Genomic DNA, 18284 nt, shown 5'->3' on the forward strand with positions numbered 1-18284 from the left:
CCCCGTTAGCATTAGCCGCTATTTCATATCTTAAATCGTATAATTAATTTCTGAAGTTCTTCTGCCTTTTCAGCCAATGCGAGAGAAGAAGCATTGATCTCTTCCATAGAGGCTAATTGTTCCTGTGTGGCTGCAGAGATATTTTGCGTTTCTGCTGCTGCTGCTTGAGAAACAGAGAAGACGGCATCTATTGATTGATTCAGCTGTCCTGTTCCACTAGATAATTGTGTGGCTGAAGCTGAAACACTTTCAATTTGCGCTGCTACTTCTTGGATTGAATTTTCTATTTTTTCAAATGAATATCCTGCTTTTTGAACTACGCTCAGACCTTCCCCTACTACTTTGGTTGTTGTTCTCATGGATTCGTGTGTTAGATTGTTTTCGTTTTGAATAATCGTGATTAAATTAGCAATTTGCTGAGCTGAATTTGCTGACTGCTCAGCTAATTTTCTTACTTCATCTGCAACGACTGAAAACCCTTTGCCCTGTTCTCCGGCTCTTGCTGCTTCAATGGCTGCATTTAATGCCAGTAAATTAGTTTGAGCTGCAATGCTGGTTATCACTTCATTAATTTGTCCAATTTCTTGTGAACGCTCATTAAGTGCTATAACTGATTTTGATAATCCCATTACATTTTCATTAATTAATTTCATTTGTTCCGCCACTTTTTGAATTACTTGATTTCCTTCTCTGGACATTTTGGTTGTCTGAACTACAGAAGAAGAAGCCACTTCTGCATTATCAGCAATTAGTATAATATGGCTCGTTATTTCTTTGATTACTTTCGAACTTTCTTCGGCACTGTGAACTTGGCTTTCAGAGCCAATAGCCAATTCCTGGATAGTAGAAGAAATATGTTCACTAGCTTTACTGCTTTCCTCCGCACTTGCACTTAGTTCTTCTGAAGAAGCGGCAACCAAATGGGAAGTTTCACTAACAGTTCTTATCATGCCATGTAAACTGTCTAGCATATTATTAAAAGAAGTAGTCAATAACCCGATTTCATCTTTTGATTGATAAGATCCTTTTGCCGTAAAATCTCCTTTTTCCCCTTTAGCCAGTGACAGCTGAATGGCCTGAATGGGCTTTACAATCATTCGTGAAATGATTATTCCTGCTAAAATGGAGAGGATAAGCGAAATCAGAATAACTGTAATCAAAAGGATATTTGCTGTCTTTACATCTTGTTTATTTTGCTTATCAATTTTTTTTGCAGCCTCTGTATTTAGAAGCATTAAGTCATCTAGTAATGCATTTACCGTTTGTCTTTGTTCTCTTACTTGATTCGTATAAATAGTATACGCTTCTTTATTTTGATTTGATTGAGCCTTTTCAATTACAATTTGTCTGCTTTTTCGCAATTTAAGCATAGAATTTTTGTAGGCTTCAAATTTTGTTTTTTCTTCAGGAAGTAGTGCTATGTTTTCGTATTTACTAATCAGTTGATCTATTTCATCAATTCGTTGGTTGACACTATCAATAAGTTCTTTATTTCTTGCTGGATCAGTAGCAATCATCATTTCAAGCGTACTCGCATCAAGTGCTCGGTTAAGCATTAATATTTTTCCTAGCCATTGAGTAGGAATTAATCTATCTTTGTACATAGATTCTGATTTTTGAGACATTTCCCTCATATATTGACTCCCTGCATAACCTACAATACCTAAAGAAAGCGCACTTATAACAATGATAATTTGTAACTTATGAGAAATCTTTAAATTGCGTAATAATCTCATTTTAATCTCCTTTTTTTAATTAAGTCATTTTAGTAGAATAATACTTCTATTGTATCGTCTGATACTTGTTCCATTTAAATATGATTTTTATTAAGGTAAATATTCCCTCGTTAAATTTCCTTGAATTATTTGTATTATAATCTTTTTGATGATTGTGTTTTTATTTTGAATTATTCCATATAAATTGGATATTGCCAGTAGTTCCTATTTTTAATAATTAGCAAAGATAAATGGCATTAGGAAGATATTCTCCTTAAATGATTGCTTCGGAAAAATTAAAAATAAAAATGATAGGAAGTGTCTCAATTTCCGAATGGTTATCTGGATTTTTAGAAATATTAAAAAGGGGGTTATTGAATGGGTAAAGAGGCTGGGGCATAAGTATTCCAGTTAAATATAAACACAAATAATTATACGAAATTCACGTACAATTATTCGTGTTTATTAAACTTTTAAAAGGGCGGTTTCAGTAAAGTTTGTTGTTATTACCCGCAGCCTGAATACTACAACTTCACTTTCCGTGGGGATCGCGCTGATCCGCGGAAAGGGAGTGTCTGTAGCGCAATGGAACGAATTAGTTTTTACACTTGACTATACGTAAAAACACGAGTAACCAAGAGTGCGAAAACAGCCTTTATTTTAAAGCTAACTTAGAGATTATTCGTCTTTACAGATTATCTAATTAGTTGTGTCCCGACCTCTATTTTTGCTTCAGGTTCTTTTGCTGAAGAGATAACAATGATTTATTTATTAATGAAAAAAGTAGTTATTCTTAAGCAACTCTGCTTTAGAATAACTACTTTTTTTAGTTTTCCGCTAATTTATTTGTAGCAGAAGATTTGGTAGATGAAGTGTTTTTAGAATCTAAATCTTCTGCAGGAACAGCACGTTTCATAAAGAAGGATAGTACCAATGCGATGATTACAACCCCAACTGAGATTAAAAACGCATCATTTATTCCTTCAAGCATTGCTTTCATTGCAATTTGTTCTTTAGCAGCAGCAATTGCATCAGCAGTTGGCTGTGTTGTTGCATTGCTCATGGCTTTCATGGCATCAGCAGCAATTTCTTTAGCATGTGTTTCTGTTCTATTGGACATAATCGTAATTAGAATAGCAGAACCAATAGCTCCAGAAACTTGTGATAGTGTATTATTCATTGCAGTGCCATGTGGATTTAAGCGTTGCGGCACTTGGTTTAGCCCATTTGTCATAACAGGCATCATAATCATAGACATGCCGAACATACGAATAGCATAGATAATCATTAATGTTGAATACGCTGTTGTCATCGTTAACTTGCTGAATGCGTAAGTTGTCCCGGCAGTTATGATTAATCCGATGACAGCAAGCGCACGAGCGCCATATTTATCAAATAGCTTACCAGTGATTGGAGACATGATCCCCATAATAATAGCTCCCGGCAATAACAGTAATCCTGAATCGAAAGGAGAAATCCCTCTGATTGTTTGAATATATAAAGGCATTAACAGCATTCCTGAGAACATTGCTATATTCACCACAACAGAAATAGTTGCTGATAATGCAAATAAAGGATACTTAAAGATTCTAAATTCAAGCATTGGATTAGGCATTTTTAATTGACGCAAGATAAATAGAACTAAAGAGACAATACCTACAATTAATGGACCATATACATGGAAGCTGTCCCATCCTTTATCTCCAGCAGAACTAAAACCATACAATAATCCACCAAAACCTAAGCTTGATAAAAGTACAGATAGTTTATCTATTGTAATATCGATTTTCTCTTTTTTATCTTTTAATTTAAAGATAGCAAATAATAATACGATTGCGGCAATTGGTGCAACAATATGGAATAATGTTTGCCAATCATAATGCTCTACTACATAACCAGATAATGTTGGACCGATTGCTGGTGCAAAAATCATTACTAAACCAAAAACACCCATCGCACTCCCACGTTTCTCAACAGGAAAACTAGTTAACAGGAAGTTCATTAATACAGGCATCATGATGGCAGAACCAGATGCTTGAACCATGCGAGATGCCAGCATGGTAGGGAAGTTGCCAGAGAATCCTGCTACAATGGTTCCTAAAGTGAATAGAGACATCGCTATAATAAACAATCGGCGAATTGAATATTTTTGAATTAAAAATGCAGTCGTTGGAATCATTATTCCGTTTACAAGCATATAGCCAGTCACAAGCCATTGTCCTGTCGATTCGCTGATTCCAAAATCTTTCATAATGGAAGGCAGAGCAATATTTAGCAAGGTTGAGTTTAAAATTGCAACAAAAGCACCTGCCATTAGAATGGCGATAATGCCATATGGGGGTTTTTTTGTATGTTGTGTTTCCTTTTTATCCATTTATGTTTCCTCCTTAATAAAATAAAACTACAATCAAAAGGAATTAATATTTCCCAATGACTGATTGAATGAACTGGTATGAACTATCAGTACAATTTTTATACAATTGTTCTAGGCTTAAATAATAATATACTGACGGTTCAGTTTTTGCAATAAAAAAATTTAGATAACCTAAAATACAAATTTTGTTTAAAAAATCAAATTTTCTAAATATCGTTAAACCTTGTTTTAAAAGGGTTTTCATAATATGATGAATGGACAAATATTGAATGTATTAAAGAAAGCCAGTAGTATTTGTTTTGAACAGGCAGTCTAATTTATCCTTAAGGTGATGGATGATGAATAATAGAAAAAAACATGTATTAAATAAAGCGCATGAATTATTTATTGAAAAAGGGTTTCATGCAACATCTATTCAAGAAATATTGGAGAACAGCGGCATTTCTAAAGGAACTTTTTATAATTATTTTACAAGCAAAAATGAATTATTAATTTCTATATTTAAGAGTATCTATTCTGAAATAGAAGAGAAACGAAAAAAGTTATTAAGAGGTGAAGATAAAAGAAATATAGATATTTTTATTAAACAAATTGAATTGCTTATCAAAACAAATGATCAGTATAAAATTATTTCCTTATTTGAAGAAATCTTATTTACAAATGATGAAGAGCTGAAAGAGTTTTTAAAGCTAAGAAGAATTCAAGAATTGCACTGGGTGCATTCACGGCTTTATGACATTTGTGATCCAGAAAGCAAACCCTATTTATTAGATTGCGCAATTATGATGACAGGCATTCTTCATAACTTATTTTATTTTTCTTCTTTGGAGAATAAAGATAAATCAGATATACACAAAGTAGTAACATATGCTGTTAATAGAATCATCAGCAATGCAAAAGAATTATCCATTTCAAAAGAACAATTGCTGGATCCGATTGTTTTAAAAAAATGGCTTCCTGATTTGGCAAATCAAAAGTATCAAGAAAAAGAACTGTTTCAAATCATAGATGGACTAAAAGCAAAAATAAGTGAATCTTGCATGAATGAAAAAGATAAAGATAAGTTTTTGGAGCTCATTGATTTTGTTTGGGAAGAACTTCATGATAATGATTCACCAAGAATTTATTTATTGGAAAGTGCTATTGGCACTTTAAAGGGTTTGATAAAAGATGAACGTTGTAAAACATTGTTTTATGAATTAGAAAATCAATTTAGTGCATATGTAAATCAATGAAAAAAAGACTGTATTAAGATAAAGCACCCAACTTTTTTTGAAAATAAAGTTGGGTGTTTTTTATGTTTTTATTAAAAAATTGCTTTGCTTCATACAGTCTTGCTTATATTAGGATTAAAGTTGTCGTTTTAAGGGAAAATAAGAAAATCAACTAGAGAGAAAGAAGGTTTGAGTGATTTGGATTTATTTTTAAGTTTGCTTCCCGCTATATTTTGGGGGAGTATTGTACTTTTGAATGTAAAGATTGGAGGAGGAGCTTATAGTCAAACATTAGGAACAACGATTGGTGCATTATTATTTTCTTCCGTTGTGTATCTGATTGCAAGACCAGAGCTTACCACCACTATTTTTATTGTTGGCGTTATTTCTGGAATTTGCTGGTCCATTGGCCAAAGCGGACAGTTCAAGTCAATTGAATATATTGGAGTTTCGAAAACAATGCCGATTTCTACCGGCTTGCAAATTGTTTCTACAACACTTTTTGGTGTGCTGATTTTTCGTGAATGGACAACATCAACAACCATTATTCTTGGCATTATTGCGATTGCCTGTATTATTGCAGGGATTGTTTGTACCTCCTATGATCAGGAGCGAAGCAATGAAGAAGCAAAAAAATTTAAAAAGGGCGTTGTTACATTACTTATTTCCACACTAGGTTATTTAGGATATGCCGTTGTTGCCCGGGCTTTTGGAGTGAATGGATGGTCAGCCCTATTTCCGCAAGCCGTCGGAATGACAATTGGTGGAATTATTATTACATATAAGCATAAGCCCTATAATAAATATACCTTATTAAATATATTTCCTGGGTTATTTTGGGCTGCAGGGAATATGTTTCTATTTATTTCCCAGCCTAAAGTTGGTGTTGCCATCAGCTATTCTTTATCTCAAACAGGGGTAGTCATTTCTACACTTGGGGGCATTTTTTTATTAAAGGAAAAGAAAACAAAGCGCCAGCTTATCTTTATTGGCCTTGGAATTATCTTAATTATTATTGGAGTAGTTTGTTTAGGATTGGCAAAAAGGTAAATAACATTATCTGGAGGTAAATATTATGTATAAAGATATAGAAAATAAAGTAGTAGTAATTACAGGTGCATCAACTGGTTTAGGACGAGCAATGTCTATTCGGTTTGGAGAGGAAAAAGCGAAGGTAGTTATCAATTATTTTTCAGATGAAAAAGAAGCAGAAGAAGTGAAAAAGGAGGTAGAGGAAGCTGGAGGGGAAGCGATTATTGTACAAGGAGATGTGACAAAAGAGGAAGATGTGATGAGGCTTGTACAAACAGCTGCTGCTCATTTTGGAACATTAGATATTTTTATAAATAATGCAGGGATTGAAAATTCTGTGCCTTCCCACGAGCTTTCTTTAGAAGATTGGGAGAAGGTTGTGCAAACCAATTTAACGGGAGCTTTTTTAGGAAGCAGGGAAGCATTAAAGTATTTTGTAGAACATCAAATAAAAGGAAATATTATCAATATGTCAAGTGTACATGAAAAAATTCCTTGGCCAACATTTGTTCATTATGCAGCAAGTAAAGGTGGCGTAAAGATGTTAACAGAAACAATGGCACTTGAATATGCACCTAGAGGAATAAGAGTAAACAGCATAGGTCCAGGAGCTATAAATACACCGATAAATGCTGAAAAATTTGCAGACCCAGTTCAGCGAAAAGATGTAGAATCCATGATTCCACTTGGTTATATTGGCAAACCAGAAGAAATTGCTGCAGTTGCTGTGTGGCTTGCTTCATCAGAATCAAGCTATGTAACCGGCATTACGATATTTGCTGATGGCGGAATGACAAAGTATCCATCTTTTCAAGCAGGAAGAGGATAAATAGATAAGATTTTTCTTTAGAAAAGAAAAACGCTTAAATTATCAAAGGGCTTAAACCAAAGATACTGTTTGACTAGTGAAAGTTGTAGTTGGTACAATAGATTATTAACAGTGAATATAATGGCCGAATCTTAATATGTAAAGAAGATGGGGGCATTGTATACCAACTATAGGTGGAGATTAAATGGAATTAAATGAACAAAGTCCATTCGTTGCAAGTTGGCTGACACTTACTTCCATGCAAGAAAGAGTAGCAAATGAATTGGAGAATGCTTTACAAGCAGCCCATCAATTATCATTAAGGGAATTTTATGTGCTGCTGTTTTTAGCACAAGCATCGGAGAAAAAGTTAAGGCTGCAGCAGCTGCAAGAAATGGTTAATTTAAGTCAAAGTGCATTATCAAGACTTGTGGCAAGAATGGAAGCGAAAAGCTGCGGGGCACTGCAAAGACATGTTTGCCAAGATGATCGAAGAGGGATCTATACTTCTTTGACAGCATATGGGGAAGAAAAATTAGCAAAAGCAAAGAAGACTTTTCAGCAAACATTAAATGAAGCGCTAAAAAAGGACGAGGTTTATCAGGGGTTGACACAATTAGTAAAAGAGCTTGGGAATTATAAATAACAAAAGCAGTCGGCAAACTTTTGCTTGCTGTTTTTGGCAACATTAAATCGATGGAATGAAGGAAAATAAATTAAATAATATTAAGGCTGTAAGCAGCAATATTGACTGGAAAATAGAATCATGGTAATTTACATGCATGAGCATACATTTAAAAAGGAAGAAGGAATAAAAAATGACCAATTTATTTACCTCTTTTTCATTCAAAGGATTAGAATTAAAAAACCGTGTGGTAATGCCCCCTATGTGCCAATATTCTGTTGAGAATAAGGATGGAATTGCGAACGACTGGCATTATAATCATTATGTAAGCCGTGCAATTGGCGGAGCAAGCTTAATTATTATTGAAATGACAGATGTAGATCCAGATGGACGCATTAGTGATTATGATTTAGGGATATGGAGTGATGAGCAAATTCCAGCATTAGCTCGCATTGTTGATGCATGTCATGCACATGGCGCAAAAGTAGGCATTCAAATTGCTCATGCTGGAAGAAAAGCGGAAGATGCAGAAGTTCCTGTTTCTTCTTCACCGATAGCTTTTGATGAAAAATCAAAAATGCCGAAAGAATTATCTACAGAAGAAGTAAAAGAAATGGTTGTAAAATTTCGCCAAGGCGTAGAACGTGCATTAAAAGCTGGTGTGGATGTAATTGAATTACATGGAGCACATGGCTACTTAATTCATCAATTCCATTCGCCGCTTACAAATAAAAGAAATGATGAGTATGGCCAAAATCGCACAAGGTTTGGCATGGAAATTATTGAGGCGGCAAAAAGTGTGATGCCAGAAAACATGCCGTTAATTTTCCGTATTTCTGCAACAGAATATGCAGAGGGCGGCTATACAGTGGAAGATAGTGTGGAATTTGCGAAAAAATATCAAAAAGCTGGCGTTGATATTTTCCATGTAAGTTCAGGTGGAGAAGGACCGCTCTCTGCGACAAGAAGACCAGAAAATCATGCAGGCTACCAAGTTCCTTTAGCTCGCATATATAAAAAAACATTAGATGTGCCAGTTATCGCTGTTGGAAATTTAGAAGATGCAGCTGTTGCAAATGCAGTGATTGGCAATGAAGATGCAGATTTAGTTGCAGTAGGCCGAGGCATGCTGAGAAATCCTTACTGGGCAATTGAAGCAGCTGCACAGCTGAAAAAAGAAACACCAGTGCCAAAACAATATGCAGCAGCATTTCCTAAATAAGGATTAAGCAGGAGGAGAAAGCAAGGCATGGCTATTACTGTTACCGCTATTTTAAAAGCACATGCAGGCAAGGAGACTGAGCTGTGAAAAAAATGCAAAAAATGGCATATCTTTCTCGTGAAGAAAAAGGCTGGTTGGGTTATGTGTTTCTTAAATCTTTAAATAATGACGATGTTTTTGTGTTTTATGAAAAGTGAGCCGATGAAGAAGCGATTAAACTTCCTAATGAAACAGAGCATTATCTGGCATACAAACAGAATGCCGAAGCATTAATAGAAAGCAAACAAGTATTTAAATTGGCAGTACTTGCTTAATTTTTTAAGACAGATTATCGAAAGCAGATAGTCTGTCTTTTTTTTTTTTTTGCGTTAAGGAAACTTTTTTGACTTTGGTTAATATTATATAGCAGGAGGGATAAATGATGAAGAAAAATGGACGCATCCAAAAAAAAGTTGAAGCGTATTCTTATGTTTTTAAGTATTTAGGAATTATTAATGAGGCAGAATGGAAAAAACTTCAATCTACAAAAAAAATCACAAAAGATTGAATCAAAAGTTGTATTATAATCTGCAGCAGCATATTTGCTGATAGAGTGAAATTGGAGGAGCAAGATGGAGGTATGTATGTTAGACGATAAATAGAGCTTGCAAAAATAAGGGAATAGGTTTTTGTGAGCTCTAAAAAATAATGGCGGTAAAACTATTAACATGAAAAAAGGGCATAATGGGAAAACTAACCTCTACTGTTCATACAAAAGGGGTAAAAAAATTGAAGAAAATTATGCGAATATACATAACCGATTGGATTAATATTTTTAAAGCTCCTGTTGCCCTTCTATTAATTGTTGGGCTTATGATTCTTCCCTCTTTATATGCATGGATTAATTTGCTTGCGATGTGGGATCCGTACAGCAATACAGCTGCTTTAAAGGTAGCAGTTGTAAATGAAGATGCAGGTGGAGAGATTTTTAACAGCGAAATAAATAAAAAGCTGCGCGTAGGAGAGGAATTAGTGGCTCATTTAAAGAAAAATAAGCAATTAAATTGGGTGTTTGTCGATAAAAAAACAGCGGAAAAAGGAGTATACGATGGAACATTTTATGCAAGTGTTTTTATTCCCCAAAATTTTTCTGCTCGCATTGCAACAATAGTAGAAGAAGCACCAAAACAAGCAAACATTATTTATCAAGTAAATGAAAAAGTGAATGCAATTGCTCCAAAAATTACTGGAAAAGGGGCTACTGGGATAATTGAAGAAATGAATAAAAGTGTTGTAAGATCAACAAGCTTAGCGACCCTTACGGCCTTTAATCAGATAGGCATTAAGCTAGAAAAAGAACTGCCAACTTTACGCCATGCAGAGAATCGCATCTTTGAACTAGAAAACTATTTACCTCAAATCGAAAGGGCAGGCCATCAAGCGCTTGCTTTTGAAAAAAAACTTCCTAGCATGGAAAAAAAAGCAGCAAAAGTATTGGAATTAGAAAAAAGGCTGCCAGAGATAATCCAAGCTGGACAGTTTATTCTAAAGCTGGAATCAAAACTAGAAAGCATCGATGAGATTAGAACAGAATTGCTTTCCCTTAGAAGCCATATGCCTGAAATACAATCAGCAATAAAGGATATACGACAGGTGAAAGCTCGGATTGAACCTATCCTTTCTCTGATGGAAGGAACAATAGCTAAAGCTAGTTTAGCTGAAAAGTCGATAAGTGCTGGATGGAAGGCACTTCCTAATTTAGAGCAGCTAGCAGAAGACAGTGAAGCAAAGGGAACACAGTTATTGGAATATGTGGATGAGACAAATTCCGCAGCAACTGCTGTTCATCCTTTAATAAAGCTTAATTTGTCTTTTATAAAACAAGCAGCCAATAACGGGATATTACTGGGGGCTATAGCTAAAACTACAGATAAGCAAATAAAAGATAAAGAAGCGATTCTTTATGAAATAGAGAAAGATGCAAATTCTGCTAGTGTAAGTCTACAGAGAATCGAACAGACTCTAGTTATGTTATCATCTGAAAAATCTGGAGAATTGACCCAAATTACTGAAGAACTGAGCGGGGTGGAGGAAACATTTATTGAACAAAAAAAAATGGCAACTGCACTTCTTAATGAAACAACAATAGATCAGGCAGAGATTGATAAGCTAGAGCATTTATCTAATGCAGCAAATCAAGATATAACAAATATGCTTCAACGTTATGATGAAGAGATAGGGAATTATATGAAACAGGAAATAGAAAATCTGCAAAAAAAGGCGGAAAAAGAACTAGGAAAGCTGGAACTGCTGCAGAAGAATATGCCAAGCTTTTATACAGATTTACCAAATGCAGTGAATGATTTGCAGCAAGGACAAGAGAAGGTAAGTCAATTGCAGCAGGATTTCTCAGAGATTGCCAAACTGGTCGATAGTCAAACGGAAGAAATTAAAGAGAAGCTTCAATATTTTATAGCTGAAGCAGAAACTGTCATGTCCTTTTTAGAGAAAGACTATCCAAATGTAGAAACGAAGATACATGAAGCGGGGGATTTTATAAGAAAAGAATTGCCTGGAGTCGAAATAGAGATACACCAGCTAGCTGATTTTGTCCGGCATAGGCTTCCTGAATTAGAAGAAATGGTCCATAAAGTAGCAAACCTTGTGAAAACAGATCTGCCAGAATTAGAGGATGCCGTCAGCACATCAGCAAATAAAATTCGCCAATTCCATCAAAAGCATAATACAAAGGAAATCATTGCATTATTGAAAAATGATATAAAAAAAGAAAGCGATTTTTTAGCAGAACCAGTTGAATTAAAAGAACAAAAAATTTTTCCAATCCCTAATTATGGATCAGGAATGTCACCTTTTTATACAACCCTTTGTTTATGGGTTGGAGGCTTGCTGCTAGTATCATTGCTTCGATTAGATGTCGAAGACCCAGAAGGATTATATGGCAGCATGCATATTTATTTTGGAAGACTGCTGTTATTTATGACAATTGGCTTTGTTCAGGCGCTGATTGTGGCATTAGGAGATATTTATTTGCTGCATGCATATGTGGCAAGTCCATTTTATTTTATCCTTTTTAGCATATTGATAAGTGCTGTGTTTATGACCATTGTTTATTCCCTTGTATCTGTATTTGGCAATGTAGGCAAAGCATTGGCCATTTGTTTATTAGTGGTTCAACTATCTGGATCTGGTGGCACATTTCCTATGCAAGTAACTCCGCCTTTTTTCCAATCCATTTATCCGTTTTTGCCATTCACCTATGCAATTAGCATATTAAGGGAAGCTGTTGGGGGAATGATTCCTGCTACTGTAAAAGAAGCTTTATTTTGTTTAGCTTTATTTTTCTTTGCAACATTGATTTTCGGGTCCATATTAAAGGGACCGCTTCACAATATAATGACGAGTTTTGCCAAAAAGGCAAAGGAAAGCAAAATTATCCACTAAAAACTCAGCTTGCCCTGTAAAGTAGGACAAGCTGAGTTTATCTCTATTTAGCAGGGTTTTTGACCTGCATTTCGAGAGAAGGAGAGAAAAGGAAAGGAAACAAGAAAATTAGATAAGTAGAAACTTGCTTAGCAAAAGCTTGATAGAAAAGAAAACAGACTTTTAATACTCATATCCTATGGGAGCGTCTGTGTCATCTTTCGCCAAAGGAGCAATCAATGGGGGCAGCACAGCCTCCCACTGATTAAAGTATCTCTTTATCCTGCTGTCTGTTTTCTTTTGTGACCAACGATAAGCGTAGCAACGGCGAGAATAATGATAAATATAAGACTGACAAAAAAACCAATTCTAATTCCTTTTTCTATAATGGTTCCACTAATGGCTGCGATAATAAGAAATATGCCGACAGAAGCTTTTGTTTTATCCCAAAAAGTTGTTTTTAATACTTTAAAAGAGGAAAAAAGAATAAATGCCCAGTTATATAAGAGCAGAATGCCAGCAGCAGTTGTAATATATTCAAATATTTTTCCAGGCAAAACAAGTGCTGCTACAACTGAAGCAAATAAGCCAACTGCTCCCAATAGAAGAGAAGGTAATGGGAGGCTATTGAATTTATTTAACTTTTTCTCAAATAATTTTGGGGCATCTCCATCTTTAGCTAGTGTTACAAGAAGATTTGTCACCCCAAATAACGAAGCGGTCATCGTAGAAAAACCAGCGATAATAATCGCTCCGTTAAATACATGAGGAAAAAAATTCAAATGATAATCGGACAAAGCAGTAACAAACGGACTTTCTTTTTCTGTAAATGAATGAAGAGGAGCAAGCACAACAGCTAATCCTAATGAAAGAACATAAATAATCATTAGAATAATCAGCATATTAGTACCTGCTTTTGGCGCATCTTCTTTCTTTTTTAATTGCATGGCCATAAGACCGATTACTTCAATTCCTCCATATGCATAAAAGGCATATAGCAAGGATGTCCAAAAACCTTTCCAGCCATTAGGAAAAAAGTCTTGAGTAGAATTTGGAAACGCTGGTTTATGACCGCTTGTTTTAAACCAGCCAAAAAGTGCAGCAGCTGCTAATAAAATAAACATAATAATCGCTGCTGTTTTCATTACTGCCAAATAATTTTCAACTCGATCAAAACCTTTTGTGCCTAAGAAAACAACAAAAATCGATAAAACGGCATAGATGCAGGCGAAAATCCAAAGAGGAACTTTTGGAAACCAAAATTGGGAAAGCAGTGCAAGTGCTGTAAGTTGGCTGCCCATGATTAAAATGTTGGAACTCCAATAATTCCAGCCGCAGCTAAATCCTGCCCATGGACCAAAAGCTTTGTTTGCATAATAGCAAAAAGAGCCTTCCTGCGGATCTGCTGCCGTCATTTTTGCTAGTAGATTAAAAACAATATAAGTGCCAAGAGCTGCAATAATAAAAGAAAATATAATTGAAGCTCCTGTTTCTTTTATGCCGATGCCTGATCCTAAGAAGTAGCCAGTGCCAATGGTGCAGCCAACACCTATTAATGATAGTTGCCACCAGGAAAGGCTGCCTGTTTCTTGAGATCCATTTGCCTTTGATTGTTTTTTCATTTGTAACCCCTTTCTGAAAATAAACACATATCAACACGTAGTATGTGTTTAAAAGTGAATTTTATGTAAAAAGATAAAATAAGGAAAATATCGCCCTGCATAAAGTTGGCCTGTAGAGTGTTAATTCACATAATTGACAGAAAAGAAGGGGAATGATATATTTATCTCGAATTGAAAATGTTTTAAATTGAAATAATATAAAAATCAATAGATATATGGCTTTTTATTAAAAAGGAAAAAATAGGATGGAGGAAAAGTGAAATGAATGGATTAAAAGGAGTACATCATATAACCGCGATAACAAGCAGTGCAGAAAAAAATTATGAGTTTTTTACATTTGTATTAGGAATGCGTTTGGTGAAAAAAACAGTCAATCAAGATGATATCCAAACATATCATTTGTTTTTCGCAGATGACATAGGCAGTCCTGGAACAGATATGACATTTTTTGATTTTCCTAATATTCCAAAAGGAGTGCACGGCACAAATGAAATTGCTAAAACATCTTTTCGCGTGCCAACAGATGAAGCAATAAATTATTGGAAGAAACGCTTTGACCGCTTAGGAGTGGCTCATGAGGGTATCTCTGAACAATTTGGCAAAAAAGTTTTATCATTTGTTGATTTTGATGAACAATCGTATCAATTAATTTCTGATGAACATAACCATGGAGTAGCAACAGGAACTCCTTGGCAAAATGGGCCTATTCCATTGGAATATGCGATTACTGGGTTAGGGCCAGTGTTTATTCGCATTGCTAATTATGATTATTTTAAAGAAATGCTTGAAAAAGTGCTCGAATTTAAAGAAATAGCTAATGAAGAATCTTTTCATTTATTTGAAGTGGGTGAAGGGGGAAATGGTGCACAAATCATCGTAGAGCATAATGCAGTTCTTCCTCAAGCACGTCAAGGGTTCGGCACTGTTCACCATGCGGCATTTCGAGTAGAGGACCAAGATGCATTAAATAATTGGATTAGCCGTATGGAGAACTTTGGTTTTCAAACATCAGGATATGTAGACAGACATTTTTTTCAATCTTTATATGCGCGAGTGGCTCCTCAAATTTTGTTTGAATTTGCTACAGATGGCCCTGGTTTTATGGGGGATGAACCATATGAAACACTTGGTGAAAAACTATCGCTTCCTCCATTTTTAGAAGGCAAGCGAGAATCTATTGAGCAGTTGGTTCGCCCAATAGAGACGGTAAGAAGTACTACTGCATTTACAAAAGAATAACAGTGAAAAGAGAACCTTCTGCTTATACTTGAGAAGGTTCTCTTTTTTAGGATAAGACTATGAAAAAATAAAGAAAACATATTAAGTTTGCTGGAATATCAATAATTCGTTAAAATATAAAGATAAATAAAGCAAACAGAAAGAGGTCAATGTATGATAGATCATATTGTTCTAGTTAAATTTGGCGAAACAACAACAGAGGATCAACTTCAAGAAGTTATAAAAAGATTTCGAGCTTTGCGCAATAAAATAATGGGGATTGTCGATTTGCAAGCTGGGCTAAACTTTGCTGCTAGCAGTTCTGAATATCAGGTATTGCTAAAGGTGCGTTTTGAAGATCGGCATGCGCTGGAACTGTATGGACCAAATCCTGAGCATCAGGCAGTGGCAGCGTATATTCGGGAAGTTGGCAGAGTGGACAGCATTGTGGCTGATATTGAAATTTGACAGCATATAAAAATGAAGAATGCTATTTGCAAAAAAATTGTTGAGAATGGCAAAACCAGTATATAAAAATTGACGAAAGTGCTATGAACTGTGATTAAGTTCATAATTACTTAAAAAATCTCTAAAAATTTGTCATTCTCACATTTATTTTTCATAAAAAAGTGGTATTATATTAAAGGGATTAAAACAGAGGATAATATAATGGTTCTGTTTAATAGTTTGGTATAATTCTTTTTGTCCTATTATTGCCAGAACTAAAAAATCCTTATTTTCGCCGGTATTTATATAAAATTTTATATTTATTTTGCAAACTATTGTGCATAAAATCACAATAGTTTGGCAATTTAAACAAAACTCATATAAGCTTACTCGCTTATAGTAAAGGAGAATCAGTTATGTCAGAAACAACTACGCAAGCAAGTGAAAAGCAACTGACAGCAACAACTAGCCAAGATTTGTTAGATCAGCTTCTGAAACCAGAAGTGCAAGAGTCTTTAACAACATTAGTAGAGCAACTTCCTAAATTAACAGAAATAGTAAATGTTTTAACAAAGTCGTATGATTTTGCACAAGGATTAGCTAATGATGAAGTATTTAAAAGCGATGCAGTTCATGCAGTAACAGAAATGATGGAGCCAGTTGTCCATTCAGCTAAAGGAATTGCAGCAACTGCTATTGAAGCAAAAGATCGTGCAGAACAGAGCAATGAAACAATCGGTTTATTTGGTTTATTAAAACTATTAAAAGATCCACAAGCACAAAAATTATTCCGCTTTGCACAAAGTTATTTACAAATTATGTCAGAACGAGAAAAACAACAAAAATAAGCATTATTTTTGATTAGGAATAAGGACGGAGGATATACTATGTCAAAACATATTGTTATTTTAGGTGCTGGTTATGGTGGACTTTTAGCAGCTCAAAATGTACGCAAATATTATTCAAAAGAACAAGCTAAAGTGACTGTGATCAACAAATTCTCAACACACCAAATTATTACGGAATTGCATCGTCTTGCAGCTGGAAATATTTCTGAGCAAGCGGTTGCAATGCCTCTTGAGAAATTGCTTAAAGGGAAAGACATTGATTTAAAAATTGCAACAGTAGAATCTTTTTCTGTAGATAATAAAGAAGTAGTATTGGCAGACGGCACTAAACTTACTTATGATGCACTAGTTGTCGCATTAGGAAGCATTACTGCATACTTCGGAATTCCAGGATTAGAAGAAAACAGCATGACATTAAAATCTGCTGAAGAAGCAAATAAAATCTTCCGTCATGTGGAAGATCGCATTCGCGAATATTCAAAAACGAAAAAGGCTGAAGATGCTACTATCTTAATCGGCGGAGGCGGCTTAACTGGTGTTGAGCTTGTTGGCGAACTTGCTGACATCTTGCCTGCAATGACAAAAAAATATGGCGTCGACTATAAAGAAATTAAATTATTGCTAGTAGAAGCAGGTCCAAAAATTCTTCCTGTTCTTCCAGATGATTTAATTCAACGTGCTACTCAAAGTTTAGAAGCACGCGGCGTAACCTTCTTAACGGGTCTAGCTGTAACGAATGTTGCTGGAAACGTAGTAGATTTAAAAGATGGACAAAAAATTATTACAAATACATTTGTATGGACTGGCGGAGTACAAGGAAATCCACTTGTTGGCGCATCTGGTTTAGAAGTAAACCGTGGTCGTGCAACAGTAAATGATTTCTTGCAATCTACATCCCATCCTGAAGTATTTGTTGCTGGAGACAGTGCTGTATACTTTGCAGCAGATGGTCGTCCATACCCGCCAACTGCACAAATCGCTTGGCAAATGGGTGAATTGATTGGCTACAACTTGTTTGCATATCTTGAAGGCAAAACACAAGAAACATTCAGCCCAGTTAATTCAGGAACACTTGCTAGCCTTGGACGCAAAGATGGTGTGGCAATCGTAGGCGGAAGCAACACACCGCTTAAAGGATTACCTGCTACTTTAATGAAAGAAGCAAGTAATGTTCGCTACTTAACACATATTAAAGGATTATTCAGCTTAGCTTATTAATCCATATTTAAGAAGCCATTCAGGTGCTTGTCTAGCACTTGAATGGCTTTTTTTTTCTGCACAATGTTTTCCTGTCCGATTTATCTTCTTTTTCCTTGATGATTTGAGCAAAATAGTAGATTTTTCATGAAATAATGAGAATTGCTCAACTTATGCCATGTAAATAAGCTTTTATCACCTTTTTTTCTGATTTATGATCCTTTTTTCGCTTTTTATTACCTTTACTTTCAAAAGGGCAAGGAGTATGATCATTCCATAATAAATATATTTCTTTATCGCTTAATCTGTATTCCGTATGGAGCGGGGGAACCAATTATATTCGTGCAATGTTTTGCACGTGGGGTGAATCCTTTTAAAAAAGGTAGGGCAAACTCTCTTGCTGCCCGAATCCGACAGCTAACTCCGCAAGCGTTTTAGAGAGGGGAAGTGACTCTGCCATCATGCAATTCAAAGGCCGCGGAGATTTTCCTCTGTGGTTTTTTTGTCGTGTCTAAAAATAAAAAAATTTTTTCTTAAGGAAT

At 35.2% G+C, this 18284-nt stretch carries 15 protein-coding genes and 1 riboswitch; of the genes, 12 read left to right on the forward strand and 3 right to left on the reverse strand.

The annotated features are described in order from the left end of the window. Window positions 1-23 precede the first annotated feature (23 nt). Entirely contained in the window at window positions 24-1736 is a 1713-nt protein-coding gene (locus NCCP28_RS07955) for a methyl-accepting chemotaxis protein (RefSeq protein ID WP_248560859.1), read from the reverse strand. An 805-nt stretch (window positions 1737-2541) separates the two neighbouring features. Beyond that, entirely contained in the window at window positions 2542-4089 is a 1548-nt protein-coding gene (locus tag NCCP28_RS07960; protein ID WP_248560860.1) for a DHA2 family efflux MFS transporter permease subunit, read from the reverse strand. A gap of 338 nt (window positions 4090-4427) precedes the next feature. Between NCCP28_RS07960 and NCCP28_RS07965 the strand changes: the two genes are divergently transcribed. From NCCP28_RS07965 to NCCP28_RS07990, 8 genes are all read left to right on the forward strand, one after another. After that, window positions 4428-5324 carry a TetR/AcrR family transcriptional regulator gene (locus NCCP28_RS07965; RefSeq protein WP_248560861.1) on the forward strand — a complete coding sequence of 299 codons (897 nt, stop codon included), beginning with the start codon at window positions 4428-4430 and terminating at the stop codon, window positions 5322-5324. Between the two features lie 177 nt (window positions 5325-5501). Then, window positions 5502-6353 carry a GRP family sugar transporter gene (locus tag NCCP28_RS07970; protein WP_248561130.1) on the forward strand — a complete coding sequence of 284 codons (852 nt, stop codon included), beginning with the start codon at window positions 5502-5504 and terminating at the stop codon, window positions 6351-6353. Window positions 6354-6378: 25 nt separating this feature from the next. Then, a complete protein-coding gene (locus tag NCCP28_RS07975) occupies window positions 6379-7164 on the forward strand; it encodes a glucose 1-dehydrogenase (RefSeq protein ID WP_248560862.1) in 786 nt (261 codons plus the stop codon). 184 nt (window positions 7165-7348) lie between these two features. Further along, complete coding sequence (locus NCCP28_RS07980) at window positions 7349-7789, forward strand: MarR family winged helix-turn-helix transcriptional regulator (protein WP_248560863.1); 441 nt, start codon at window positions 7349-7351, stop codon at window positions 7787-7789. A 172-nt stretch (window positions 7790-7961) separates the two neighbouring features. Next, entirely contained in the window at window positions 7962-8990 is a 1029-nt protein-coding gene (locus NCCP28_RS07985; RefSeq protein ID WP_248560864.1) for an NADH:flavin oxidoreductase/NADH oxidase, read from the forward strand. An 83-nt stretch (window positions 8991-9073) separates the two neighbouring features. Beyond that, window positions 9074-9187, forward strand: a complete 114-nt coding sequence (locus NCCP28_RS23770) for a putative quinol monooxygenase (RefSeq protein WP_375709376.1) — start codon at window positions 9074-9076, stop codon at window positions 9185-9187. Window positions 9188-9408: 221 nt separating this feature from the next. Beyond that, a complete protein-coding gene (locus NCCP28_RS23590; protein WP_282579533.1) occupies window positions 9409-9537 on the forward strand; it encodes a hypothetical protein in 129 nt (42 codons plus the stop codon). A gap of 221 nt (window positions 9538-9758) precedes the next feature. Next, window positions 9759-12431, forward strand: a complete 2673-nt coding sequence (locus NCCP28_RS07990; protein WP_248560865.1) for a YhgE/Pip domain-containing protein — start codon at window positions 9759-9761, stop codon at window positions 12429-12431. A gap of 257 nt (window positions 12432-12688) precedes the next feature. Here the strand turns inward: NCCP28_RS07990 and NCCP28_RS07995 are convergent, their stop codons facing one another. Then, a complete protein-coding gene (locus tag NCCP28_RS07995; RefSeq protein ID WP_248560866.1) occupies window positions 12689-14032 on the reverse strand; it encodes an amino acid permease in 1344 nt (447 codons plus the stop codon). 261 nt (window positions 14033-14293) lie between these two features. Between NCCP28_RS07995 and NCCP28_RS08000 the strand changes: the two genes are divergently transcribed. The 4 genes from NCCP28_RS08000 to NCCP28_RS08015 all read left to right on the forward strand — a co-directional run bounded on the left by NCCP28_RS08000 (window position 14294) and on the right by NCCP28_RS08015 (window position 17763). Beyond that, a complete protein-coding gene (locus tag NCCP28_RS08000; protein ID WP_248560867.1) occupies window positions 14294-15271 on the forward strand; it encodes a ring-cleaving dioxygenase in 978 nt (325 codons plus the stop codon). A 153-nt stretch (window positions 15272-15424) separates the two neighbouring features. Next, window positions 15425-15718 carry a Dabb family protein gene (locus tag NCCP28_RS08005; RefSeq protein WP_248560868.1) on the forward strand — a complete coding sequence of 98 codons (294 nt, stop codon included), beginning with the start codon at window positions 15425-15427 and terminating at the stop codon, window positions 15716-15718. A gap of 395 nt (window positions 15719-16113) precedes the next feature. Next, the gene (locus NCCP28_RS08010; protein WP_248560869.1) at window positions 16114-16545 is read left to right on the forward strand and encodes a DUF1641 domain-containing protein; all 432 of its coding nucleotides are present in this window, start codon (window positions 16114-16116) and stop codon (window positions 16543-16545) included. Between the two features lie 39 nt (window positions 16546-16584). Further along, a complete protein-coding gene (locus NCCP28_RS08015) occupies window positions 16585-17763 on the forward strand; it encodes an NAD(P)/FAD-dependent oxidoreductase (RefSeq protein WP_248560870.1) in 1179 nt (392 codons plus the stop codon). Between the two features lie 266 nt (window positions 17764-18029). Next, a riboswitch (cyclic di-AMP (ydaO/yuaA leader) is annotated at window positions 18030-18189 on the forward strand. Window positions 18190-18284 lie beyond the last annotated feature (95 nt).

This window comes from Niallia sp. NCCP-28, from assembly GCF_023168165.1.
Lineage (GTDB): Bacteria > Bacillota > Bacilli > Bacillales > Cytobacillaceae > Niallia.